Origin of the sequence: Rhizobium azibense (genome assembly GCF_004342325.1) — a bacterium.
GTDB lineage: Bacteria > Pseudomonadota > Alphaproteobacteria > Rhizobiales > Rhizobiaceae > Rhizobium > Rhizobium etli_B.
In genome coordinates, this window is record NZ_SMBJ01000007.1 from 67,605 (window position 1) to 93,252 (window position 25,648).

17 protein-coding genes are annotated in these 25,648 nt (G+C 58.9%); 10 read left to right on the plus strand and 7 right to left on the minus strand.

The features are described from left to right. Positions 1-17 precede the first annotated feature (17 nt). Complete coding sequence (locus tag EV130_RS18440) at positions 18-812, plus strand: ParA family protein (protein ID WP_074062981.1); 795 nt, start codon at positions 18-20, stop codon at positions 810-812. 19 nt (positions 813-831) lie between these two features. Beyond that, on the plus strand, positions 832-1,716 hold the full coding sequence (locus tag EV130_RS18445; RefSeq protein ID WP_074062980.1) for a ParB/RepB/Spo0J family partition protein: 885 nt from the start codon (positions 832-834) through the stop codon (positions 1,714-1,716). 3 nt (positions 1,717-1,719) lie between these two features. On the opposite strand, the gene holA is transcribed toward EV130_RS18445, so the two are convergent. Genes holA through leuS form a run of 3 tightly spaced genes read right to left on the minus strand, consistent with a single transcriptional unit; the run spans position 1,720 to position 5,909 of the window. Further along, positions 1,720-2,757 carry a DNA polymerase III subunit delta gene (holA, locus tag EV130_RS18450; RefSeq protein ID WP_132661029.1) on the minus strand — a complete coding sequence of 346 codons (1,038 nt, stop codon included), beginning with the start codon at positions 2,755-2,757 and terminating at the stop codon, positions 1,720-1,722. 10 nt (positions 2,758-2,767) lie between these two features. Next, positions 2,768-3,289 (minus strand): LPS assembly lipoprotein LptE, encoded by a 522-nt coding sequence (lptE, locus tag EV130_RS18455; RefSeq protein ID WP_074062978.1) that lies wholly within the window; start codon positions 3,287-3,289, stop codon positions 2,768-2,770. Beyond that, positions 3,279-5,909, minus strand: coding sequence for a leucine--tRNA ligase (leuS, locus tag EV130_RS18460; RefSeq protein ID WP_132661031.1), 2,631 nt, complete (start codon positions 5,907-5,909; stop codon positions 3,279-3,281). Before leuS ends, lptE begins: the two co-directional genes overlap by 11 nt. A 199-nt stretch (positions 5,910-6,108) precedes the next feature. On the opposite strand from leuS, the gene EV130_RS18465 reads away from it, so the two are divergent. The 3 genes from EV130_RS18465 (at position 6,109) to EV130_RS18475 (ending at position 9,842) form a co-directional block, all read left to right on the plus strand. Then, a complete protein-coding gene (locus tag EV130_RS18465) occupies positions 6,109-6,768 on the plus strand; it encodes a YggS family pyridoxal phosphate-dependent enzyme (protein WP_132661034.1) in 660 nt (219 codons plus the stop codon). 83 nt (positions 6,769-6,851) lie between these two features. After that, positions 6,852-8,762 carry a propionyl-CoA synthetase gene (locus tag EV130_RS18470; RefSeq protein ID WP_132552254.1) on the plus strand — a complete coding sequence of 637 codons (1,911 nt, stop codon included), beginning with the start codon at positions 6,852-6,854 and terminating at the stop codon, positions 8,760-8,762. A gap of 174 nt (positions 8,763-8,936) precedes the next feature. Further along, positions 8,937-9,842 carry a flagellin N-terminal helical domain-containing protein gene (locus EV130_RS18475; RefSeq protein WP_039846538.1) on the plus strand — a complete coding sequence of 302 codons (906 nt, stop codon included), beginning with the start codon at positions 8,937-8,939 and terminating at the stop codon, positions 9,840-9,842. Positions 9,843-9,908: 66 nt separating this feature from the next. On the opposite strand, the gene EV130_RS18480 is transcribed toward EV130_RS18475, so the two are convergent. After that, on the minus strand, positions 9,909-10,616 hold the full coding sequence (locus tag EV130_RS18480) for a DUF1013 domain-containing protein (protein WP_022719513.1): 708 nt from the start codon (positions 10,614-10,616) through the stop codon (positions 9,909-9,911). A 228-nt stretch (positions 10,617-10,844) separates the two neighbouring features. On the opposite strand from EV130_RS18480, the gene acs reads away from it, so the two are divergent. Next, complete coding sequence (acs, locus tag EV130_RS18485; RefSeq protein ID WP_132661037.1) at positions 10,845-12,800, plus strand: acetate--CoA ligase; 1,956 nt, start codon at positions 10,845-10,847, stop codon at positions 12,798-12,800. A 406-nt stretch (positions 12,801-13,206) separates the two neighbouring features. Here acs and EV130_RS18490 read toward each other — a convergent pair whose 3' ends face one another. Further along, positions 13,207-13,431, minus strand: coding sequence for a DUF1674 domain-containing protein (locus tag EV130_RS18490; protein WP_165918546.1), 225 nt, complete (start codon positions 13,429-13,431; stop codon positions 13,207-13,209). A 108-nt stretch (positions 13,432-13,539) separates the two neighbouring features. Here EV130_RS18490 and htpX point away from each other — a divergent pair, with 108 nt between their 5' ends. The 4 genes from htpX to purH all read left to right on the plus strand — a co-directional run bounded on the left by htpX (position 13,540) and on the right by purH (position 19,378). Further along, positions 13,540-14,502, plus strand: coding sequence for a zinc metalloprotease HtpX (htpX, locus tag EV130_RS18495; protein ID WP_132661042.1), 963 nt, complete (start codon positions 13,540-13,542; stop codon positions 14,500-14,502). Next, a complete protein-coding gene (locus EV130_RS18500) occupies positions 14,493-15,878 on the plus strand; it encodes an RsmB/NOP family class I SAM-dependent RNA methyltransferase (RefSeq protein WP_132661119.1) in 1,386 nt (461 codons plus the stop codon). Before htpX ends, EV130_RS18500 begins: the two co-directional genes overlap by 10 nt. A 112-nt stretch (positions 15,879-15,990) precedes the next feature. Further along, on the plus strand, positions 15,991-17,664 hold the full coding sequence (locus tag EV130_RS18505) for a heparinase II/III family protein (RefSeq protein WP_132661045.1): 1,674 nt from the start codon (positions 15,991-15,993) through the stop codon (positions 17,662-17,664). A gap of 97 nt (positions 17,665-17,761) precedes the next feature. Next, positions 17,762-19,378, plus strand: coding sequence for a bifunctional phosphoribosylaminoimidazolecarboxamide formyltransferase/IMP cyclohydrolase (gene purH / locus EV130_RS18510; protein WP_132661048.1), 1,617 nt, complete (start codon positions 17,762-17,764; stop codon positions 19,376-19,378). A 35-nt stretch (positions 19,379-19,413) separates the two neighbouring features. Here the strand turns inward: purH and EV130_RS18515 are convergent, their stop codons facing one another. Then, positions 19,414-20,814: an MFS transporter gene (locus EV130_RS18515; RefSeq protein ID WP_132661050.1), complete on the minus strand. Its 1,401-nt coding sequence runs from the start codon at positions 20,812-20,814 to the stop codon at positions 19,414-19,416. 31 nt (positions 20,815-20,845) lie between these two features. Next, a complete protein-coding gene (locus EV130_RS18520; RefSeq protein ID WP_132661053.1) occupies positions 20,846-25,621 on the minus strand; it encodes an NAD-glutamate dehydrogenase in 4,776 nt (1,591 codons plus the stop codon). Positions 25,622-25,648: the final 27 nt, after the last annotated feature.

Consider the following 25,648-nt stretch of genomic DNA (forward strand, 5'->3'; position numbering starts at 1 on the left):
ATTCGGATGATGCGGCCATGGCCATTGAACGAAACCGGATTATTACTATAGCAAATCAGAAAGGTGGCGTTGGGAAGACGACAACCGCCATCAACCTGGCGACCGCTTTGGCTGCCATCGGGGAACGCGTTCTGATCGTCGACCTGGACCCGCAAGGCAACGCCAGCACAGGTCTCGGAATCGATCGGAAAGATCGCAAACTTTCTTCTTACGATTTGCTGATTGGCGGTGCCGGGGTCACTGAGGCGGCGTTGCCTACCGCTGTCCCAAATCTTTCGATCGTGCCATCGACAATGGATTTGCTTGGCATCGAAATGGAAATCGCGCAGCAGAGCGATCGGGTATTTAAGCTGCGCAAAGCTCTAACGACCCCCCAAGCCTTTGAATTTACATATATTTTGCTGGATTGCCCGCCTTCTTTCAACCTGTTGACGATGAACGCCATGGCTGCGGCACATTCCGTTCTGGTCCCGTTACAATGCGAGTTCTTCGCATTGGAGGGATTAAGTCAACTCCTGGAGACGGTTGATCAGGTTCGCCGAACGGTCAATCCGCGTTTGGATATCCAGGGCATCGTACTGACGATGTTCGATGCACGAAACAATCTTGCCCAGCAAGTGGTGAGCGACGTCCGCACCCATCTTGGGGAGAAGGTCTATCATACGCTCATCCCGCGGAATGTGCGCGTTTCCGAGGCGCCCTCCTATGGCAAGCCCGCGATCCTTTATGATTTGAAATGCGCCGGTAGCCAGGCATATCTACAGCTGGCATCCGAGGTCATCCAGCGTGAACGCCAGCGTCTCGCCGCTTAACCTTCAAGTGAGTATTGCAATGAATGACGATGTATCGAAGAGACGTCTTGGCCGCGGACTTGCAGCGCTGATCGGCGAAATGGATCAACCCGTGCCCGTCGATGGCGAAAAGAGCGCTTTAAGCGCAGACCGTCTTATCCCGATCGAATTTGTCAGCCGGAACCCGCGCAATCCGCGGCGTTTTTTCGACGATAGCGAGCTGCACGATCTTGCCAGCTCTATTCGCCAGCATGGCATCGTCCAGCCAATCGTTGTTCGCACACTTGCAGCAAGCCGATATGAGATAATCGCCGGCGAAAGAAGATGGCGCGCTGCCCAGCTCGCAGGTCTTGTCGAAATTCCGGTGATCATCCGCGATGTGGACGACAAAACGGCGCTCGAGATTGCGATCGTTGAGAATGTTCAGCGATCGGATCTCAATCCCCTCGAAGAGGCGTTGGGTTACGAACAGCTCATCGCCGAATACGGCTATACGCAGAACGATCTGGGGGAGATCATCGGCAAAAGCCGAAGTCATGTCGCAAATTCTCTGCGCCTGCTCAAGCTTCCGGAGCCTGTCCGCGAGTTCCTTGCGGCCGGCAGCCTGTCGGCAGGGCATGCGCGTGCACTGGTTCCTACATCTGATCCGACGGCTCTTGCCCGCACGATCGTGTCGAAGGGAATGTCCGTTCGCGATGCCGAAAAGCTGGCACAGAACGATATCAAGGCGCAATCTGAGCCGCAGCGTACGGCTGCTCCACGTGATCAGAAGGATTCTGACACACTGGCGCTCGAGCGCACGCTTTCCGATACACTTGGCCTTGACGTTACCATCAATCACAAGTCCAGCGGCGGCCAGATCCGTATTGCTTACAAATCGCTGGAGCAGCTTGAAGAAATATGCCGGCTCCTCGAGCGGCGGTAAGCCCTAGCCTCTTCGCCCGCTCTGCAGCGTCGTGGACAGCAGTGTTTGCAGCGCGATGCTGTCCTCCAGGCTCGGGCGCCTCCTCGTCTGCAAGATCGCCGACTGCAGCCTGCTTGTTTCACGGACGATGGCGTCGGCGTTCCAGGTGCGCAGCGCCTGTTCGATAATTGGCTTGCGCCGAAAATGCAGATGGCGGCCATGGGTCTGCATAACCTCAGTCGCCTGAAGCCGCTTCTCGTCCATTTCCGCTCGCATCGTGTCGAGAAGCTGGAACTGTTTGAGGCACGCCTGGATGACGAGGAACACAGCCGTCTTTGATGCCGTTATCTTCTGCATGGCATGCAGGAAATTGCCGGTGTTTCCACTTAAGATGGCATCCACGGCGTCATCGACCGAAATGGCGCTGGCGTCGCCGATAATCTCGGTCACGTGATGTTCCTCGATCGTCTCCATGCCGCGGCAGTAGAGGGCGAGCTTTCTGACTTCATTGCGTGAGGCGATGCGATCACCGCCGATCAGTTCGATCAAAGCCTGTCGTGCGGCAGGCGTGATGCGAAGCCCTTCTGGTGCCAACTCATTGTCAATTAGGCCATTCAAGGCACGCGCATCGTCCGAATAACAAGGGATCGCAACGATGCTGCGCTTGCCTTCGGCAAGCTTGCGAAGGAGGGAGCCCTTCTTCAGGTCCCCGGCCTCGACGATGATGGACGTTGCATCGAGCGGCTTCTGGGAAAGCTGGTCGAGGGCGTCGACCAGATATTTCTCATTGGCCGCCCCCCGTACCCAAAGGAGTTTTTCTCCCCCGAAAAGGCCGATGGTACCCGCCTCGTCCAAAAGGCGTCCAGGATCCTTGTTAAGGTCGCCGATGTCGAGCTTGATTAAAGAAAAAGGATCATCCAGAGAAACGCTGCTTTTCCCGGCTATTTGCCCGGCCCGCTCGGAAACCAGGCCACGGTCTGGTCCGTAGATGACATAGATGCGGTAGGCGGAAACCGAACGTTGAAGAAAGCCCTCAAATTCGTGAGATTTTATTTCCGCCACGCCCTTTTCCTCAGCGACCGAGAGCGCCGGCTATATCCAAGCCGACAAGCTCGGCTGCTTCACGTGCCGCGCGGTTCTCCGCATCGCGGATTGCGCGCTGCTTGGCAAACTCCTGGTTCGGGAAATCGACAAGCGCCGTTGCGTAACGGTTGCCCGACTTTATGACCTGGCCGTCCGACGTCGCCTGAAGCGTGTAATCCACGCTGACGGTCACGCGACCTGCGCGCGACCTGTCGGACGATTCGACAAGAAGCGCGTCTACGACATCAGACCGCACATGCAGCTCTACCTCGTAGGCCGGATTGACAGGCTCGCCGGCGCCGCGCGTAGCAAGGAATATCAGGCGGTTGCGAACTTCCTGCTCGACACGTGTCGTTGCGTCCGTAAAGCCGACGGAAGCGAGCTTGCCGGCAACTCCTGACGTTTCCGAATAAAGTGGACGAACCTGGCAGGCGGAAAGAAAGGCTGCAAACGCAAGGACGGCGGTGATTGCGGCGCCGCGAGCGAGCCTGGGAGCGATATCAAACGACAATGTTCACAATCCTTTGCGGAACCACAATAATTTTCTTCGGCGCCTGACCGTTGATCGCGTTGATGACGGCGTCGAGTTTCAAGACCGCCTGTGTCACGGCATTCTGATCTGCGTCTTTGGAAATTGTCAATTCGGCGCGCTTCTTGCCATTGATCTGGACTGGCAGCACGACGTCGTTCTCCACGACCAGAGCTTCGTCATAGACAGGCCAAGGGGTGCAGGCGAGCATTCCATCATTGCCGAGCGCCGTCCAGCATTCTTCGGCCAGATGCGGCGTCATGGGCGCAACGAGCTGAACCAGAATTTCAGCGGCGTTGCGAACAGCGGCGCGATAGGCGACGTCACCCTCGCCTGCCGCCACTTTCGCCAGCGGGCCCGCCAAAGTATTCACGAGCTCATAGATGCGTGCGACGGCCTTGTTGAACCAAAGCTTGTCGTAGTCATTCTGGACAGCCTTCAGGGTCCTGTGGGCTGCCTGGGAGATCGGAAGCGCATCGCCATCCTTAGCCGGATTCGGGGATGTGGAAGCCAGGGCTTCGGAGGCTTCGGAAATCAAGCGCCAGAGACGCTGCGTGAAGCGGTGTGCCCCTTCGACACCGGATTCCGACCAGATCACATCACGCTCGGGCGGTGAATCCGAGAGAACGAAGAAACGCGCCGTGTCAGCGCCGTAGGAGGCTATGATGTCATCCGGATCAACGACGTTCTTCTTCGATTTCGACATTTTCTCGATCGATCCGATCGAGACCTCCTCGCCTCCCTCGAGCAGGAAGGCGCGGCGCTTGCCCTCGATCTCTTCGATCCGGATGTCGGCAGGCGCCACCCAGTCGCGGCTCATGCCTGAACCGCGGCTGTATGTCTCATGGACAACCATGCCCTGGGTAAAGAGGCCCTTGAATGGCTCCTTGACGTCAACGTGGCCGGTCTCGCGCATGGCACGCGTGAAGAAACGCGAGTAGAGAAGATGCAGAATCGCATGTTCGATGCCGCCGATATACTGATCGACGGGAAGCCAACGGTTTGCCGCGGCCGGATCGGTGGGGGTACCTTCCCAAGGTGCCGTAAAGCGCGTGAAGTACCAACTCGAATCGACGAAGGTGTCCATCGTGTCCGTTTCGCGACGGGCGTCCTTGCCGCAGGTCGGGCAGGCAACATGCCGCCAGGTCGGGTGCCGGTCAAGCGGATTGCCCGGCTGATCGAAGGTGACGTCCGCCGGCAGCTTCACGGGCAGGTCCTTCTTCGGCACCGGCACGACGCCGCAGTCGTCGCAATGGATGACCGGGATCGGGCAGCCCCAATAGCGCTGGCGCGAAATGCCCCAGTCGCGCAGGCGGAAATTCACCTTGCGCTCGCCCTGCGGCACATTGCCGAGCATCGTATCCGACAAGAGGTCGGCAACGATGTTGAAGGCTTCGTTAGTCGGTTTGCCGTCAAGGAAGCGGGAGTTGATCATCACCCCGTCACCGTCATAGGCCGTGTCACCTATCGTGAAGGTAGCGGCATCGCCGTCCTCCGGCATGACCACCGGAACAACGGGTAATCCGTACTTGTGCGCGAAATCGAGGTCTCTCTGGTCCCCGGACGGGCAACCGAAAATAGCCCCCGTGCCATAGTCCATCAGCACGAAATTCGCGACATAGACCGGAAGTTCCCAGGATGAATCAAGCGGATGCTTGACCCGGATACCGGTATCCATGCCCTTCTTCTCGGCCGTCTCAAGGGCCGCCAGCGAGGTTCCGGCCCGGCGGCATTCCTCGCAGAAGGCTTCGATGGCTGGATTTGCCGCTGCAGCATCCTTTGCCAAGGGATGGTCGGCTGCGATCGCAAGGAAAGAGGCACCGAACAGCGTGTCGGGACGCGTGGTATAAACCGTCACCTCGGTTTCGCCAGCGGGCGCCGTCTGCGGCACGATTTCCCAGCGGATCATCAGACCCTCGGAGCGGCCGATCCAGTTCTTCTGCATCAGACGAACTTTCTCCGGCCACTGGTCGAGCGTATCCAGAGCGTCAAGCAGATCCTGGCTGAAATCGGTTATCTTGAAGAACCACTGCGTGAGTTCGCGCTGCTCGACGAGAGCGCCCGAACGCCATCCGCGGCCGTCGATAACCTGTTCATTGGCAAGAACGGTATTGTCGACCGGGTCCCAATTGACCTTCGACTGCTTCCGGTAGACCAGACCTTTCTCCAAAAAATCCAGGAAAAGATGCTGCTGGTGCTGGTAGTATTCCACGTCGCAGGTGGCAAATTCCCGGCTCCAATCGAGCGAAAGCCCCATGGCCTTCAGCTGCGACTTCATCGAATCGATATTCTGGTAGGTCCATGATGCCGGATGCACGCCGCGCTCCATGGCAGCGTTTTCTGCCGGCATCCCGAAGGCATCCCAGCCCATCGGATGCAGGACATTGAAGCCCCGGGCCCGCTTGTAACGGGCCACGACGTCGCCCATCGCGTAGTTGCGCACATGGCCCATGTGAATCCGGCCCGATGGATACGGAAACATTTCAAGCACATAGTATTTTTCGCGCGGATCGGCATTGTCGGTCTCAAAGACCTTCGCCTCGTTCCATTTTTGCTGCCAGCGGGGCTCGGCATCGCGCGGATTGTAACGTTCGGTAGCCATGGTATTCGAATTTCCGGAAAATCAGGGGAGGTTGGTGGTGACCTTCACCATGAAACCGCTGTAGCGTCAAGTTTTGCGGGCACTGCAAGCGTTTGATCCTTCGCAGCAGACTGCTTTTTGGCAGACAGGGTCTTGGCAAGAATGTCGGGCCCGGCTAGTGCATGCCATCCTCCTTATGCGGACATGTCGGGATAAGATAATGGAACTTCAAGAGCGGTTGGACGAGGTTCGCGCGCGCATTTCGGCAGCAGAGCGTCTGTCCGGACGTCCTGCCGGATCGGTTCAACTCGTTGCCGTGTCAAAGACCTTCGATGCGCAGGCCATCCGCCCCGCGATTGCCGCTGGTCAGCGCATTTTCGGCGAGAACCGCGTTCAGGAAAGCCAAGGAAAATGGCCGCAACTCAAGACCGAGACGCCCGGCATCGAGCTGCACCTCATCGGGCCGCTGCAATCGAACAAGGCAGCGGATGCCGTTGCGCTCTTTGATGTGATAGAAACCGTCGATCGCGAAAAGATTGCCCGCGCGATCGCCGCAGAAATGAAACGGCAGGGAAAGACCGTCAGGCTCTACGTCCAGGTCAATAGCGGCTTGGAACCGCAAAAGGCCGGGATTGCGCCTGCCGATACTCCTGCATTTGTCGGTTTCTGCCGGAACGAACTCGGCCTTTCGATCGAAGGCCTGATGTGCATCCCCCCCGCCGAGGAAAATCCCGGTCCGCATTTTGCTCTGCTGGCCAAGATCGCAGGCGAATGCGCAGTGGAAAGACTCTCCATGGGCATGTCGGGGGATTACGAGACGGCCGTGGCCTTCGGTGCGACGAGCGTGCGCGTCGGCTCCGCTATTTTCGGCGCGCGTTAGTCCTTCTGCTTTCGTCGGGCTTCCGGTCCAGCCTCCCGTCGCCTAAACTTGCCGCACGGCTTGCAAGTCCTGGGGAGGAGCAAATGCAGAGCAGCTATCATCAGGTCTATGCGGGCTGGAAGAGCGATCCGGAAGCATTCTGGCGCGAGGCTTCAAGAGCGATCACCTGGTTCAAGCAACCGCAGCAGATCTTCTCGCCATCAGAAGGGGTTTACGGCCGCTGGTTCGCAGACGGTGAGACCAACACCTGTTACAATTGCCTGGATCGTCATGTGTTGGCCGGGCGCGGCACCGAAACAGCCGTCATCTTCGACAGTGCCATGAGTGGAGCCAAGGCACGCTTTAGTTACGAGCAAGCACTTGCCGAAGTGCAGGCAATCGCGGCGACCTTTCAAGCGTTGGGCATCGGCAAAGGTGATCGTGTCATCATTTACATGCCGATGGTGCCCGAAGCCATTTTCTCCATGCTTGCCTGCGCTCGCATCGGCGCCATCCACTCCGTGGTCTTTGGAGGGTTTGCTGCCAATGAACTGGCGGCTCGCATCGATGATTGCGGTGCAAAGCTCGTGGTCACTGCCAGTTGCGGATTGGAGCCCGGCCGTGTCGTGGCTTACAAGCCGCTCGTCGATCAGGCGATCGCTGCGGCGAAATCAAAGCCTGCGCATTGCCTCGTTCTGCAAAGGCCGCAACTGAGGGCCGAACTCATGCCTGGGCGCGACCATGCCTTCCAAGAAGCCGTGGCGCTCCACCATGGCAAGAACATTCCTTGCGTAGCCGTCAAGGCAATCGATCCGCTCTATATCCTTTACACGTCCGGCACCACCGGTCAGCCGAAAGGCGTCGTGCGTGACAATGGTGGGCATATGGTCGCGCTGCACTGGTCGATGGCGAACATTTACGCAATGAAAACCGGCGAAGTTTTCTGGGCAGCCTCCGATATCGGCTGGGTGGTTGGCCATTCCTATATCGTCTATGCGCCGTTGCTTGCGGGTGTAGCGACTGTAATCTTTGAGGGCAAACCCGTCGGCACCCCCGACGCCGGCGCCTTCTGGCGCGTGATTTGCGAATACGACGTGCGTGTTCTCTTTACCGCTCCGACAGCCTTCCGGGCGATCCGCCGCGAGGATGCCGATGGCGAGCTCGTGCGCCGCTATTCGAAACCGCATTTCCGGGCTCTTTTTCTTGCGGGTGAAAGAGCCGATCCCGAAACCCTTAAATGGGCGGAAAAGATGCTTGAGGTTCCCGTCATCGATCATTGGTGGCAGACGGAAACCGGCTGGCCGATCGCTGCAAATCCACTCGGCCTCGGTGTGCTGCCGGTAAAGCACGGTTCGCCGTCCGTACCCGTGCCTGGCTACGAGATCCAGGTTCTCGACGATGCAGGACATCAGGTTCGGCCCGGCACGCTCGGCAACATCGTCGCCAAGCTGCCCTTGCCGCCGGGCTGTCTGCCAACGCTTTGGGGTGCAGACGAGCGTTTTCGCTCGGCTTATCTCGAGGAATTTCCGGGATTTTACAAGACAGCGGACGCTGGTTATGTAGATGACGACGGCTATCTCTTCATCATGTCGCGCACGGACGACATCATCAATTGTGCAGGCCACAGGCTTTCGACAGGAGCAATGGAAGAGGTCTGCGCACAGCATGAGGATGTTGCCGAGTGCGCAGTCGTCGGTATTGCCGATCCGCTCAAGGGCCAGGTGCCGTGCGGCTTCATCGTGCTCAAGAAAAACGTCACAAGGGCGAAGGCAGCGATCGAAGCTGAGGTCGTCGAGCTGATTCGCGACCAGATCGGTCCGGTGGCTGCATTCAAGACGGCGATTGTCGTCGAACGTCTGCCGAAGACCCGTTCCGGCAAGATCCTACGTGGCACAATCCAGAAGATCGCGGACGGCGAACCATGGAAAATGCCGGCGACCATCGACGATCCCGCTATTCTGCATGAAATCGCGGATGCCCTGCGCAGCAAGGGTTTTGGTTCGCTTCCAATGTAGGGAATTACCTATTCGGTAAGATTCGTTGACGAGATGTAACCAGTGTTGACGAGTTGTTAACCATGTTTTCGCTAGGTTCGGCGCACGGACACCTGTTGCAGGTGAGCATGATGCACCGCCGCTCCCGGTCTCGGCCGGAATGCCCTTTCACCCAAGCGAATTGGACAAAAAGCGATGTCAAGCATTCTAACGAACACTGCCGCAATGGCGGCACTGCAGACCCTCCGCGGTGTAAACCAGAGCCTCAAGGAAACCCAGGACCACGTTTCCTCCGGCCTGCGGGTCGGCAAGGCCGCTGACAATGCTGCTTACTGGTCGATCGCAACGACCATGCGTTCCGACAACAAGGCCCTTTCGGCCGTTTCCGACGCTCTCGGCCTCGGTGCCGCCAAGGTCGACACTGCCTATGCCGCGATGGACAGCGCTATCGATATTGTGTCCGAAATCAAGGCCAAGCTGGTTGCCGCAACCGAAAAGGGCGTCGACAAGGCGAAGGTCCAGGAAGAGATTTCCCAGCTTCAGGCCCAGCTACTGAGCATCGCTCAGTCTGCTTCCTTCTCCGGCGAGAACTGGGTCGCCGGCGAGGGTACGAAGAGCGTCGTTTCGACTTTCGTGCGCGATGGCTCGAACGCTGTATCTGTCAAACAGACGGAATACATCCTGGACGATACCTCGGTCGGCAACGTCCTGTTCGGCATGAGCGGGGGCCTTATCGAAACGTCCACGGGTATCATCGGCACGTCGAACGGTACGATCGGCTCCGTCTACAAGATGGACATCACCAATTTCACCACGGAAGATGTCGGTCTGGCGCTGACGGCTGTCGAATCCGCTCTCAAGGCAATGACCAGCGCCGGTGCACAGCTCGGCTCGATCTCCACACGCATCCAACTCCAGGAAGATTTCGTCTCGACCCTGAGCGACTCGATCGACTCGGGCATCGGCCGTCTTGTCGACGCCGACATGGAAGAAGAATCTTCCAAGCTCACCGCTCTTCAGACGCAGCAGCAGCTTGCAATCCAATCTCTGTCGATTGCGAACTCGGCATCTCAGAACATCCTGTCGCTCTTCCGCAGCTAAACGCGGCAACAGCAGAAAGCAAAAGACCCGCCGGAGCGATCCGGCGGGTCTATCCTTGCCGACAGGTCAGAAGCGATCGTCTTCGTCTTCATCCTTATCCTTGGAGGAAGACTTCAAGGACTTGAGCTTGGCGAAGACGGCATCGGCGTCGATTTCGCGCTCTTCTTCGCGTTCGAAATTCGGGCTCATGCGCTCAGTTTCCTGGGCGGACTGCAGCGTGGCGCCAAGCTCGGCGGCGGTCGGCAGTGGCCGACCCCTCGATGCCTTTTCCACTTCCATATCGAGATCGATCTGGCTGCAGAGGCCGAGCGTGACCGGATCCATCGGCGTCAGATTGGCCGAGTTCCAATGCGTGCGTTCACGAATCTGCTCGATCGTCGATTTCGTCGTGCCGACGAGGCGCGAAATCTGAGCATCCTTCAGCTCCGGGTGGTTGCGAACGAGCCAGAGAATGGCATTCGGACGGTCCTGGCGCTTGGATACAGGCGTGTAACGCGGACCACGGCGCTTGGATTCAGGAACACGAACCTTCGGCTCCGAGAGTTTCAGCTTGTGGTTCGGGTTTGCTTCGGCTCGGGCGATTTCGTCGCGTGAAAGCTGACCGGTCGAGATCGGGTCCAGGCCCTTGATGCCCTGCGCTGCCTCGCCGTCGGCAATTGCTTTCACCTCGAGCGGATGCAGCTTGCAGAACTGGGCGATCTGATCGAAAGACAGCGCCGTATTGTCGACGAGCCAGATGGCGGTCGCCTTCGGCATGAGCAATTGTTGAGCCATGGATATAGTCCTTCTGTCGTCCGCGCCGGTGTCGCGGTCCGTGGATATCACGATAATATCCGGAAATATGGCGCTATATAACTGGAGTGACGCAGAATTGCAATTGATCAGGAATGAAATGACCTTTGTCTAATTGCCGGGTGCTTTTGACCTGCTATGAATGCCATGAATCGAGTTCCGGTGATCGCTTTTCGCAGTTAGCCGGTGCCTGTGTTGAGGAGGAACAACATGTCGGAAAAGATCCATCCGGTTACCAAACTGGTGAAGAGTCATGCCCTGATCGATAAGGCCAAGTATGAGAAATGGTACGAGGAGAGCATCGAGAACCCGGACAAATTCTGGGGCAAGCACGGCAAGCGCATCGACTGGTTCAAGCCCTATACGAAGGTCAAGAACACGTCCTTTACCGGCAAGGTCTCGATCAAGTGGTTCGAAGACGGCCAGACGAACGTTTCCTACAACTGTATCGACCGCCACCTGAAAACGCACGGCAACCAGGTCGCCATCATCTTCGAAGGCGACAATCCCTATATCGACAAGAAGATCACCTACAACGAGCTCTACGAGCATGTCTGCCGCATGGCGAACGTGTTGAAGAAGCATGGCGTCAAGAAGGGCGACCGCGTCACCATCTATATGCCGATGATACCCGAGGCGGCCTATGCCATGCTCGCCTGTGCCCGCATCGGCGCCGTGCATTCCGTCGTCTTCGGCGGGTTCTCGCCGGAGGCGCTTGCCGGACGTATCGTCGACTGTGAATCGACGTTCGTCATCACCTGCGACGAGGGCGTGCGCGGCGGCAAGCCCGTGCCGTTGAAGGACAATACCGATACCGCGATCCACATTGCGGCCCGCCAGCATGTGACGGTCAGCAAGGTTCTCGTCGTGCGCCGGACCGGCGGCAAGACCGGTTGGGCTCCCGGCCGCGACCTTTGGTACCACCAGGAAGCGGCGACGGTCAAAGCCGAGTGCCCGCCCGTGAAGATGAAGGCGGAAGACCCGCTGTTCATTCTCTATACCTCAGGCTCGACCGGCAAGCCGAAGGGCGTCCTGCACACGACGGGCGGTTACCTCGTCTATGCGTCGATGACGCATGAATATGTCTTCGACTATCACCATGGCGATATCTACTGGTGCACGGCCGATGTCGGCTGGGTGACCGGCCATTCCTACATTGTCTACGGTCCGCTTGCCAATTGCGCGACGACGCTGATGTTCGAAGGCGTGCCGAACTTTCCGGACCAGGGCCGTTTCTGGGAAGTCATCGACAAGCACAAGGTCAATATCTTCTATACCGCTCCGACAGCGATCCGCTCGCTGATGGGCGCCGGCGATCATTTTGTTACCCGTTCGTCCCGCTCGTCCTTGCGCCTGCTCGGGACGGTCGGCGAGCCGATCAACCCGGAAGCCTGGGAGTGGTACTACAATGTCGTCGGCGATGGCCGTTGCCCGATCGTCGATACCTGGTGGCAGACAGAGACCGGCGGCATCCTGATCACACCGCTGCCCGGTGCGATCGACCTGAAGCCGGGTTCAGCGACGGTACCGTTCTTCGGGGTGAAGCCGCAGCTGGTCGACAATGAGGGCAAGGTGCTGGAAGGCCCTGCCGACGGCAACCTCTGCATTACCGACAGCTGGCCCGGGCAGATGCGCACGGTCTATGGCGACCATGATCGCTTCATCCAGACATACTTTTCCACGTACAAGGGCAAGTACTTTACCGGCGACGGCTGCCGCCGCGACGAGGACGGCTACTACTGGATCACCGGTCGTGTCGACGATGTGCTGAACGTCTCCGGTCACCGCCTCGGCACGGCCGAGGTGGAGTCCGCGCTCGTCTCGCATAACCTGGTTTCGGAAGCCGCGGTCGTCGGCTACCCGCATTCGATCAAGGGACAGGGTATCTATTGCTACGTGACGCTGATGGCCGGCAACGAGGGATCCGATGAGCTGCGCCAACAGCTGGTGAAGCATGTTCGTACGGAAATCGGCCCGATCGCATCTCCGGACAAGATCCAGTTTGCGCCCGGCCTGCCAAAGACCCGTTCCGGCAAGATCATGCGCCGTATCCTGCGCAAGATTGCCGAAGACGACTTCGGCGCGCTCGGGGATACGTCCACGCTTGCCGATCCGGCGGTAGTCGATGACCTCATCGCCAACAGGCAGAACAAGGTAACCGCCTGAAAACAAAGCGGCTCCCCAAATACCAGGGAGCCGCTTTTCAGTTCGTGCTGGTACAGATCGCGCGCAGCTTGCGCGCGCCGGCGACAACCCCAAGACATGTGTCGTCCCATGTTGAGCAACGGTGCGCGTGAGCGGGCCTTAATTCTGGCAGCGCATGCCGTGCGCCTTCTCCCGGCGCGCTCTTCTGCAAGCTCTAAAGCATCTCTGGCGCATCAATGGAGCCGGCACACATGGACTTTTCGTTGCCTGCCGGGGCCAATGGTGTCGCCTCAACAGCAACATATCTGTCACCGATGTCAGCGGCGACTGGGCTTTCGATTCAAGCGTGCCAACCCGTAGCAGGAGCGGCCGACTGCATCATCGGGAGAATTGCAAGGGCCTCAAGGCGTGAAGCGAGGAATATTCCTCAAAAATCGATCGCTCGGCCGTTGATTTCGTAATCGCCGAAGCGCGCGGGCTCGGCTCCTCCCCGTCCACCGATCTCCGGTGGCAGTTCCAGGGGCTTCTGGTCCCTGCGGCGCTCTTCGGCTTCGGCAAGCGCGCGTTTGGCGGCCGGTGACAGAACCTTGCGCGGCGGCTCTGCTTCTTCTGCCGCAGTGCTGTCTACATTGTCGTTGTCAGCTGGCTGCAATTGCGTCTCCCGCCGGAAATATTGAAAATGGCTGGCGAATAACCAAATCATAATGCGCCGGCAGCTCGATTGAAACCCTTTTGCCGCAGATGGGAAATGGAGACCTCGATGAACCTTGTTCGCACTGCCATGTTGCTTGCCTTCATGACGGCCCTGTTCATGTTCGTCGGATTTCTGATCGGTGGCCGCGGCGGCATGATGATCGCCTTCCTGATTGCTGCGGGCATGAATTTCTTTTCCTACTGGAATTCGGACCGGATGGTTCTTTCAGCCTACCGGGCGCAGGAGGTCGATGAGCGCAACGCGCCGGAATTCTTCCGCATCGTCCGCGATCTTGCGCGAAATGCCGGTCTGCCCATGCCGAAAGTCTATCTCTACGACAATCCGCAGCCGAATGCCTTCGCTACGGGTCGCAATCCGCAGAACGCCGCCGTTGCGGCCTCGACAGGGCTGCTCAGCGCGCTCTCGCCGGAGGAGGTGGCGGGTGTGATGGCCCATGAACTGGCCCATATCCAGAACCGCGACACGTTGACGATGACGATCACGGCGACGCTTGCCGGTGCAATCTCGATGCTCGGTAACTTCGCTTTCTTTTTCGGCGGCAATCGCGAGAACAACAACAACCCCTTCGGTTTCGTCGGCATGCTACTGGCGATGATCGTAGCACCGCTCGCCGCCATGCTTGTGCAGATGGCGATCAGCCGGACGCGCGAATATTCTGCCGACCGGCGCGGTGCCGAAATCTGCGGCGAACCGCTCTGGCTGGCTTCAGCGCTTGGCAAGATTGCCCGTGGCGCGGCGCATATCCCGAATTACGATGCCGAGCGCAATCCTGCGACAGCCCATATGTTCATCATCAATCCTCTCTCGGGGGAACGGATGGACAATCTGTTTTCGACGCACCCGAACACGGAAAACCGTATTGCAGCACTTCACGAAATGGCAGGCAACGGCATGAACGGCTCGACGGCGACCGTTCGCGCTGGTAATCCGTGGCGCAAATCGCGCTCGGTTCCGAACACGGGTATTGGCCGCGGTGGTTCCCAACCGCCAAAAGGGCCCTGGTCTTGAACTCAGACGGCAGAAACAAGCCTTTCGACAAAAAGATAAAGCCTGCAGAAGGCTTCGCCCCAAAGCCGGGCCTAGAGGCGCGTGCGGCCGCGGCGAAGATTCTCGCTGCCGTGGTCGACCGTAAACTGCCGCTAGATGGTGCTTTGGATCACGAACACGGAAATCCTGCATATAAGGCACTCGGGGAGAGTGATCGCGCATTGGTCCGCGCAATCCTCAACACGGCGCTGCGTTACCTGCCCCGTATCGATGTGGCGATTGCTTCCCTATTGGACTCGCCGTTGCCGGAAGGCGCACGCGCACTTCATCATGTGCTTGCGGTTGGAGCGGCCCAGATCCTTTATCTCGACGTCCCCGACCATTCCGCGGTCGATCTTGCCGTCGAGCAGGCAAATCAGGATCCCCGCAATCGCCGCTTTGCAAAACTGGTGAATGCAATCCTGCGACGTCTTAGCCGCGAGAAGGAGCAGGTCCTCGAAGAGACTGCGAAGATTTCGCCGATGCCGGCTTGGTTTGTCGACCGCCTCGAGAAGGCTTACGGGAAAGAAGCCGCCGCGGCGATCGCCGAGTCTCAGCTCGAGCCGGCGGCAATTGATCTCAGCGTGAAGTCGGATGCGGCGGGCTGGGCAGCCAGGCTGAATGGGGAAGTTCTGCCGACCGGCGGCGTGCGTCTCGCAGCCTTTGATGGCACCATCCCTTCCCTCGAAGGATTCGATCAAGGCGAATGGTGGGTGCAGGACGCCGCAGCAAGCATTCCGGCCAAGCTGCTTGGGGACCTGTCCGGCAAACGCGTCATCGATCTTTGCGCTGCACCCGGCGGCAAGACCGCACAACTCGTTCTCGCCGGAGGCAGCGTCATTGCGATTGATCAATCCGAAAATCGATTGAAGCGCCTACGCTCCAATCTCGATCGCCTCGCTCTCAAGGCTGAAACGCTCGCGACGGATCTTGTGAAGTACCAGCCGGAGGAGCCGTTTGACGCCATCCTGCTCGACGCGCCTTGCTCCTCGACGGGCACGACGCGCCGTCATCCGGATGTTCTCTGGACGAAGGGGCCTGATGACATCGCAAAGCTTGCTGGCGTGCAAGAACGATTGCTTCGCCATGCGCTGACGCTCCTGAAGCCTGGCGGTACTCTCGTCTTTTCAAATTGTTCGCTTGATCCCGTGGAAGGCGAGGATGTCGTCCGCCGAGTCTTGGCCGACACACCAAATGTCGAGCGCGTCCCGATCGACGCTGCTCGATGGCCCGGTTTGGAAATGGCAATCAGTCCCCTGGGCGAATTCCGGACGACCCCCGCCATGCTGCGCATGCCCGCGACGGTCGCTTCAGGCCTCGACGGTTTTTATGCTGCAGTGCTGCAGCGTGTTGCCTGATTGCATGGACCTTCCCCAGATTTCGGTTCTGTCACAAATTCACGCGGTCTTGCCGCTGAAACCGGCCCTCATTCACCTATTCTTAATCATGAGGATCAATAGACAATAGGATATGCAGTCCGGCCCGCGGTTTTCGAGTTTGTATGTTCGGGAGGCTTGGCGCCGCATGTCGCGGCGCATCGCATCGCTGCGCCTGTGCCTTTTCCGCCATACAATCCAAGTGCCCGAAAGGCTTATCGTCGCGCCGACGGATCTTCGCGCCATCGATCCTCATATCGCCGAGGAGATCATGAACGGCCGCTTTGCTCTGGCGGGCCGCCTGCTGGAGACGAACGGCAAATCGCCCTTCGGCTTTACCCTTCCCTCACGCGCTTTCGCCAACCGTTTGCATGGCTTCGGCTGGCTTCGTCATATGCGTGCCTACAAGAGCGATCAAGCTTGTGCGGTTGCCCGGGCGATCGTCGATAGCTGGCTGTCGCTGCATGGTAGCCGCATGGAAGGCATTGCCTGGGAAATCGACGTCACGTCACAGCGGGTGATTGCCTGGCTCTCGCATTCGCCGGTCGTGCTGCAGAATGCCGATCGAAGCTTCTACCGCCGATTTATGAAGTCCCTTGCCTTTCAGGTTCGCTACCTGCGGCGCATGGCGGCTTTCGCGCCGCCGGGGGAGGTTCTCTTCCGCTTGCGGATCGCCCTCGCCATGGCTTCGATTGCAATGCCGGCGCGGCAAAGCGTGCTGCGCAAGGCCGCCCAGGCGCTGGATAATGAATTCGATAGCCAGATTCTGCCCGATGGCGGCCATATCTCCCGCAATCCGCGCACAGGCCTGGAATTGCTTCTCGATCTCCTGCCGCTTCGGCAGACCTATGTGAATCTCGGTCACGATCTGCCGCAGAAGCTGATTTCGGGCATCGATCGCATGTATCCGGCGCTACGCTTTTTCCGCCACCACAACGGTGATCTTGCGCTGTTTAACGGCGCGACATCGACGCTTGCCAATGAGCTGATGTCGGTTCTGCGTTATGACGAAACGGCCGGCCCGCCTTTCAAGGCAATGCCGCATTCGCGCTATCAACGTCTTGCGGCGGGAAATACTATCTTGATCGCCGATACCGGCCCTCCCGCAGCCGGCCCCCTGTCACGCACGGCGCATGCGGGCTGCCTTTCCTTTGAAATGTCGTCGGGTCGCCACCGCTTTATCGTCAACTCCGGCTCACCGAAATTCGCTGGCCGACGCTATGTACAGATGGCGCGCACGACCGCAACGCATTCGACCGTGACACTGAACGACACCTCATCCAGCCGGTTCTCGGCCTCGGAATTTCTCGGTCATGTCATGACCGATTCGGTCAAGACCGTTAGCGTTGAGCGCGCCGAAACTGACGACGGACGCGATGGCATCAAGGTCAGTCACGACGGCTATCTTAGGAATTTCGGCATGCTTCATGAGCGCGAACTGACGCTGAATGCTGCAGGCTCCATCGTCACCGGCCGTGATCGGCTGGTGCGGCAGGACGAGCGCGCCAGCGACGAGCCTCTTCGTGCTGCGGCGCGTTTCCATATCCATCCGGCCATAAATGTGAAGCAGAATGATCGCGAGTCCGTGTTGCTGACGGCGCCGGATGGAGAGAGTTGGCTCTTCTCGTCGCCGGGGAACGAGGTTCTGGTCACTGAAGATATCTTTTTTGCCGACGCCTCCGGCATCTGCGGTTCTGACCAGATCGAGATCGACTTCGTCGTTGCCGAGAAGCCGGAAATTCGCTGGTTTTTGTCCCGCAAGAGCTAGTCGCTGTTTGCGCATCGCCATAGCCCGTGCTAACGCGGCGCCATTATCCTGTGCGTCCCTTGCCGGATGTCTCCCGAACCCCGAACGGAGAAGGTTCATGGCCGTCACCTCCAAGAAAATCCCCGCCCCCGACAGGGTCAAAGTCAAAACCGCGCTGCTCTCCGTCTCCGACAAGACGGGCATTGTCGAGCTTGCCCGCGCCCTTTCCGAAAAGGGTATCCGCCTGCTTTCGACAGGCGGGACGCACATGGCCATCGCGGCCGCGGGTTTGGCCGTTACCGACGTTTCGCAAGTCACCGGCTTTCCGGAAATCATGGATGGTCGTGTTAAGACGCTGCATCCGAAGGTCCACGGCGGTCTCCTGGCGATCCGTGATGACAGCGAGCATCAGGAAGCCATGAAGATGCATGGTATCGACGGTATCGATCTTGCCGTCATAAACCTTTATCCGTTCGAAGATGTGCGTGCCGCCGGTGGTGATTATCCCACGACGGTGGAGAACATCGATATCGGCGGTCCGGCAATGATTCGTGCCTCTGCCAAGAATCACGCTTACGTTACGGTCCTCACCGATCCTGCAGATTACCCGGAACTGCTCGAACAGCTTTCATCCGATGCCGGCCAGACGACCTATGCGTTTCGCCAGCGTATGGCGGCCAAGGCGTATGCCCGCACCGCGGCCTATGACGCGATGATCTCCAACTGGTTCGCTGAAGCGCTTCTTGTCGATACGCCGCGCCATCGGGTGATCGGCGGCGTCCTGAAGGAAGAGATGCGCTACGGTGAAAATCCGCATCAGAAGGCGGCTTTTTACATCACCGGTGACAAACGACCCGGCGTTTCGACGGCGACGCTGCTGCAGGGCAAGCAGCTCTCCTACAACAACATCAACGACACCGATGCCGCCTATGAGCTCGTGGCTGAATTCCTGCCAGAAAAGGCACCCGCCTGCGCCATCATCAAGCATGCCAATCCTTGCGGCGTTGCCACGGGGCCAAGCCTTGTCGAAGCCTACAGACGGGCCCTCGCCTGCGATTCCGTTTCTGCGTTCGGCGGCATCATTGCGCTCAACAGCACGCTCGATGCGGAGACCGCCGAAGAGATCATCAAGCTCTTCACAGAAGTTATCATCGCTCCGAATGTAACCGAACAAGCCAAGGCGATCGTTGCGAGGAAGCCTAATCTGCGCCTGCTTTCCGTCGGCGGTCTGCCCGATCCGCGTGCCGCGGGCCTCACTGCGAAAACGGTCTCCGGCGGCCTACTGGTCCAGAGCCGTGACAATGGCATGATCGAGGACCTGGAGCTGAAGGTCGTGACCAAGCGCGCGCCGACGGCACAGGAACTGGAAGACATGAAGTTTGCCTTCAAGGTCGGCAAGCACGTGAAGTCGAATGCCGTCGTTTACGCCAAAGATGGCCAGACTGCCGGCATCGGCGCCGGCCAGATGAGCCGTGTCGATTCCGCCCGTATCGCTGCACTGAAAGCAGAGGAAGCCGCCAGGGCCCTGGGTTTGCCAACTCCGATGACACGCGGCTCTGCGGTTGCTTCGGAAGCCTTCCTGCCTTTCGCCGATGGTCTTTTGTCGATGATTGCCGCAGGTGCGACGGCAGTTATCCAGCCGGGCGGTTCGATGCGCGACCAAGAGGTGATCGACGCTGCCAACGAGCACGACGTCGCAATGGTGTTCACCGGGATGCGCCATTTCCGTCATTGACCGGACAGAATCCCGGCGCTCAACCGGGGTTCATGTCAGGCTTGCTTCCTGTCGGCTGGATAAGGCGTCGCGATCAGCAGGATCAATCCGCCTGCGAGGAAAAGCACCAGCGTCGCCATGCCGATACGCGCCGATCCGGTGGCATAGGTTATCAGTGAGAAGAAGAGCGTTGCCATGAAGCTCGTGGCCCGGCCCGACAGCGCATAGATGCCGAAATAGCGCCCTGCCTCCTGCAGGCTGACGCTGCGCGCCAAATAAGAGCGCGACGAAGCCTGGACGGGACCGAAGGCGAGGCCGATCAGCAGCCCGTAAAGAATATAGGCTTTTTCCGCCGCCGTGCCAAAAAGCCCTCCGGCGTCGGCCATCGACATCGGCAGCAGGCCAAAAAGCGTATATCCCGGCCCCGTCGAAACGATTCCGCCGGTTGCGAGCAAAAGCAGCGTCAGGCTGATCAGGATCGTTGCCTTTGATCCGATCCGGTGATCAACGCGTCCGGCGATGACGCAGCCGAAAATTGCCACCACGTTGAGAATGATCCCATAGAGTCCGATTTCGATCGTCGCCCATCCAAACATGCCGGCGGCGAAGGCGCCCCCAAGGATCAGCAATCCGTTGACGCCGTCTTGATAGATCATACGCGCAATCAGGAATTTCAGGATGCCCCTTCGGTTCTTCAACTCGCCAATCGTACTCCTGACCTGCCTGAGGCCGGAACGGACCGCAGCAGCGAGCGGCAAGCCCTTCGCCGCATCGGGTGTGAAGAGAAACATCGGAATGATGAAGACGAGGTACCAGACCGCGGAAATCGGCCCTGTAACGCGCGCGTCCTCACCGGTTCGAGGATCAAGCCCGAACAACGGGTCGAGCCCCAAAAGCGTCTTTCCCGTTTCCAGGTTTGCCGCAAGCAGCGCCACAACAGCGATGAGCACGATCATGCCGCCCAGATAGCCAAGCCCCCAGGCCGTATTGGACAGCTTGCCGACCTCATCCTTGCCCACAAGGCGCGGCATCATGGAATCGTTGAAGACGATCGAGAATTCCGCGGCGATCGAGGCCAGGATCATCAAGACCACCGGATAGACAACTGGCGAACCGGGCGCGGCAAACCAAAGACCGAAGAGGCTGACAACCTTGATGATGGCGAAAAAGGCAATCCAGGGTTTGCGGGCGCCGGACTGATCGGCGATGGAGCCGAGGATCGGAGAGAGCAGGGCTATGATCACCGAAGAGATCGTCGCCATATTGCTCCACATTGCTTGTGCGGAAACCGGATCGTCGGTCAGGCGTGAGACGAAGTAGGGTCCGAAGATGAACGTGGTCACGACCGTGAAAAACGGCTGCGCCGCCCAATCGAAAAGCATCCAGCTCCAGATGCCCTTTTCCGAAGCCTTCTGCGGCGCCGGCGTTCCCGTTCCGGTCCAGTCTATTCTGCTCACGCCTACACTCCCGCTTTCGCGGCGGACTGTGTCACCTCGCCCGGTCGCGCGCAAGATCGGTTAAAAGACCTGCGGCCACCGTGATTCGCGCAAGGGTCGGATCGCCGCTCTCGCTGAGGTTCGACAGCTCTTCGGCAATGCGGTTGATCCTGATGCGATCGACACCGTGCCACGCCTGAACCGGCAGCTTTTCCTTGCCATGCTCGGTCAGCGCCGAGATCACGATATCGCGGCGGGCGCTGGCAATTTGGTCGATGCTGCGCGCCAAAGCCAGGCTCTCGTAGTGATCCGAAGTGAGAATGCGGGCGCCGGCTGCAAGCAGCCGTCCAACCCGGAAGGTCTGCGATACCGCAAAATAGCTTTCCGCGGCACGTCCAAGCGCCTCGCCAGTGCGTTCGGCGATCTGCATGATCTCCGGCACCAGTACAAAACCCGGCAGCCCGGCGATGACGACGGCCAAACTTTCTGGAAGCCCCGCTTCGCGATACTCCGCGGCACGCGCTTCAAACTCTGCGGGAGCCTGCGCGGAGAAGGAGGGCTTCAGCTTCTTCAACGCGGTCTGAAGCCGACTAATGGTTTCTAGTATGCCGCCTTTGGCCATGCCGGTCTTCAGGAGCAAGCGAGTCAAGACGGTGAAGCTGTGGCCGATCTCTTCATATACGCGATTCTGGATCTGGCCGGAAATTTTGCCGTCGAGCGCGTCCGTCTCGGTCCAAAGCCTGGTCAGGTCGAAGCCATCGCGGGCGATGATCGCGGCACGGACGACTTCCGGGGCTGACGCAGCTGTCGCATCCATCATGCTCACCACAAAGCCAGGGCCGCCACGATTGATGGCCTCGTTGGCAAGTACCGTCGCGATGATTTCGCGTCGCAGCCGGTGGCTTGCGATATCGGAGGCATTGTTTTTTTGCATCTTCGCCGGGAAGTAGTTTGAAAGCGTCGACGCGAAATAAGGATCATCCGGGAGGTCGCTTGCCATAACGGAATCGAAAAGCACGATCTTGGCGTAAGAGAGCAACACGCCGATTTCCGGCCGCGTCAGCGGCTTGCCGGCAGCATAACGCTCGGCAAGCGTCGCCTCATCGGGAAGCGTTTCCACCTTCCGGTTGAGCTGCTTGGCTCCTTCCAGCACGCTCATGAAGCGCGCGAGCTCAAGGCCGTTAGCGGTTCCCCTGCGCTCAGTCAGCGAAATCGCCAGCGATTGCAGATAGTTGTTTCGCAGAACGAGTGCTGCGACTTCGTCCGTCATCGAGGACAGCAGCTGATTGCGTTTTGCCCGTGTGAGCCGCCCGTCGTGCATCGCATTGGCGAGCGCGATCTTGATATTCACCTCGACGTCCGAGGTGTTGACGCCGGCCGAATTGTCAATCGCATCGGAATTGCTCCGTCCGCCTTTCAGGCCATAAGTGATGCGGCCCTTTTGCGTGACGCCGAGGTTGGCGCCCTCGCCGATCACCTTCGCCCGCACCTCGTCAGCCGTGATTCGGATCGGATCGTTGGAACGATCACCCACTTCCGTATCGGTTTCCGACTGCGCTTTCACATAGGTGCCGATGCCGCCGAACCAGAGAAGGTCTACCGGGCTCTTCAGGATTGCCGTGATGATCTCGAAGGGCGTTGCCACCGCTTTGTCGATGCCGATCGCGCCAACCGCTTCCGGGGTCAGCGTCACGGATTTCGAAGAGCGTGAAATGATCATCGCGCCTTTGGAAAGTACCGACTTGTCGAAGTCCTGCCAACTTGAACGCGGCAGGTTGAAAAGTCGCTGCCGCTCGGCGAGCGTCTTTTCCATATCCGGATCGGGATCGATGAAGATGTCACGGTGGTCGAAGGCCGAAAGCAGCTTGATCTTCGGAGAAAGCAGCATGCCGTTGCCGAAAACGTCGCCGGACATGTCGCCGACACCGGCCACCGTAAACGGTGTCGTCTGGATGTCGATATCCATCTCGCGGAAATGACGCTTTACGGTTTCCCACGCGCCACGCGCGGTGATGCCCATTTTCTTGTGGTCATAGCCGGCCGATCCACCTGAGGCAAAGGCGTCGTCGAGCCAGAAACCAGCCTCCTGCGCCAGTGCGTTGGCCGTGTCGGAGAAGGTTGCCGTTCCCTTATCGGCGGCGACGACGAAATAGGGATCGTCGCCATCGAGCCGTACCGTATCTGCCGGAGGCACGATATCGGTGCCTGAAATGTTGTCGGTGATCGAAAGCAGTGTGCGGATATAAGTCTTGTAGGCTTCGCGGCCGGCATTGAAGATTTCATCCCGGCTGCCAGCAGGCAGTTTCTTCGGATAAAAGCCGCCCTTGGCGCCGACTGGAACGATGACGGCGTTCTTCACCTGCTGGGCCTTTACGAGGCCCAGCACTTCCGTGCGGTAGTCCTCGGCGCGATCCGACCAGCGCAGGCCGCCGCGGGCAACCTTGCCGAAACGCAGGTGCACGCCTTCGACCTCGACTCCATAGACAAAGATCTCTCGAAAAGGCTTCGGGTCTGGCAGACCATCGACGAGGTTCGGATCGAGCTTGAAGGCAAGCATCGCCTTCGGCGAACCATCGGCATTGCGCTGGAAGTAGTTGGTCCGCAGCGTTGCGTCGACGATATTGATGTATCGGCGCAGGATGCGGTCATCGTCGAGGCTCGGCACATTGGCGAGCGCCGCCTCGATCGACCGATGCAGCTCGGCGAGCTTTCTCATGCGCGCCTTCTCGCTAAGCTGCGGATCGAGCGCGTCGTAAAACAGGCGGAAGATCGAAGCGGCAATCTCCGGGTATTTGTCGAGGGTCGTTGCGATGTAATCCTGCGAATAGGCGATACCGGCCTGACGAAGATAACGCGCATAGGCCCGCAGGACATTCGTCTCGCGTGCAGAAAGCCCGGCCGAAAGGATCAGCCGGTTGAAACTGTCATTGTCGATCGTGCCGTCGAAAGCAGAAATAAAGGCCTCTTCCAGCGCCGCACCATGACGGCTTAGGTCAATTTCGGCGCCCCTGCGGTCTTCAAGCTCCATATCGTGCAGTACGACGATGTTGACCGAGCCGTCTGCGGTTGGAACTTCGATGTCAAAGGTTCGCTCGCTCAGCACGTTGAAACCGAGATTTTCGAGAAGCGGCACGCGGCGTGAAAGCGGGAGCTGCTCGCCTGCATGGAAAATCTTGAGTGAGAAGATCCGGCCGCGTTCTGCATCATTGCGGTAATAGAATGCGATCCGTATCGGCTCGCCAGAGGCGCAATCGATGATGTCCGGCAGATCGGCAACCGTTTCTTCAGCGGTGAAGGAATCCTGGAAGGCGTTGCTGACGCCGATCTTCGGCGCCTTGGGCCCAGCCAGCGCTTCGAAGCGATCGTCCCAGCGGGCGGTGATGGCGCGGATTGCTTCTTCGAGTTTCGATTGCGGTATGCGCGGCGTTTTGCCTCCGGAGCGGCCGATGATGAAGTGTACGCGCGCAACCCGCCCTTCCGGGAAGGCCGGGTAATAGGCAGAGACCCGGCCGTCATAGACGGTCTTCAGGTAGGTGCCGATCTTTTCTCGGACGATGGAATCATATTCCTCGCGGGGCACATAGACGATGACCGACACAAAACGATCGAAATGATCGATGCGCGGCAGAACGCGGACGCGCGGCCGTTCGACCAGATCGTTGATCTGTTCCGCAAAATTCGCAAGCAGCGTCGTGTCGATCTGGAAAAGATCGTCGCGTGGATAAGATTCCAGCGTGTTGGCCAACATTCTGCCGGAATGGCTCATGGGATCGAAGCCGAAATGATCTGTCACTTTGGCGACTTTGGAACGGATGAGCGGAATTTCCGACGCCGAGGACGTATAGGCCGTCGATGTAAAGAGGCCGACGATGCGCAGCTCACCGGTGACATTGCCATCCTTGTCGAACCGCTTGACACCGACATAGTCCATATAGGCGCGGCGGTGGACGACGGATTTAACATTCGCCTTGGTGACGATCAGGAAATCCGGACCATCGAGAAAGGCGAGGATTTCCGGTGTTGTCGTTACGGCATCCTTGCCGGTGCGCAGCACCAACACATCGGGATCAGAAAGAATGCCGAGGCCAGCGCCCTTGTCACGCTCGACCTTGGCTTCGCTGCCCCTGCCGGAATAGACATATTCACGCATCCCAAGGAAGGTGAAGTTTTCATCGCGTAGCCAGGTCAGGAAAGCAAGTGCTTCGTCTCGATCGGCCTTCTTGCGGCTGGCGCTGTAGCTGCGCAATTCGGCAATTACGGTGTCGAGCTTGGAAAGCATCGGCTTCCAGTCGGAAACAGCCTGGCGGACCTGCTCCAAGACGATCATGACGCGCTTGCGAAGATCGTCGGATTGGGCCGCAGTCAAAGGCGAAATGTGAATCTGGATATGACTGACACGTCTTGCCGGATCGCTCGGCTCCTCGGCTGAATAAAGGACCGGCGTTTTTCCTGGCTCCATCACCAGGATCGGATGCACCGCCATATAGAGATCGCGATACGTGCTTGTGACCTCGCTCATAACCGACTCGTAAAGGAACGGCTTGTTGTGATCGGTCACCGTCAGGATCGAGACTGAAACGCCATCGGGTTCGACATCAGCCAGCGTTTCGATCGTAACGCGCGGGACCTTGCCGTCCCAGCCCGAAAGCTCTTTGGCAGAATGAACGGCACAAAGCGCCAGCATCTGCGCTGTATAGCGATCGAGGTCGTCTCCGCTTGCCCGGCCGAAGAGGATCTCCGGATCGAGATGCTGTTCCTTGGCCGCAGCAGCGATCTTCCTCGCGCTTTCGATCAGCTTTTCGCGTCGCGGATTATTTTTGGCAGCCATTGAAGACATTCCCCCGATGTGTGTGAT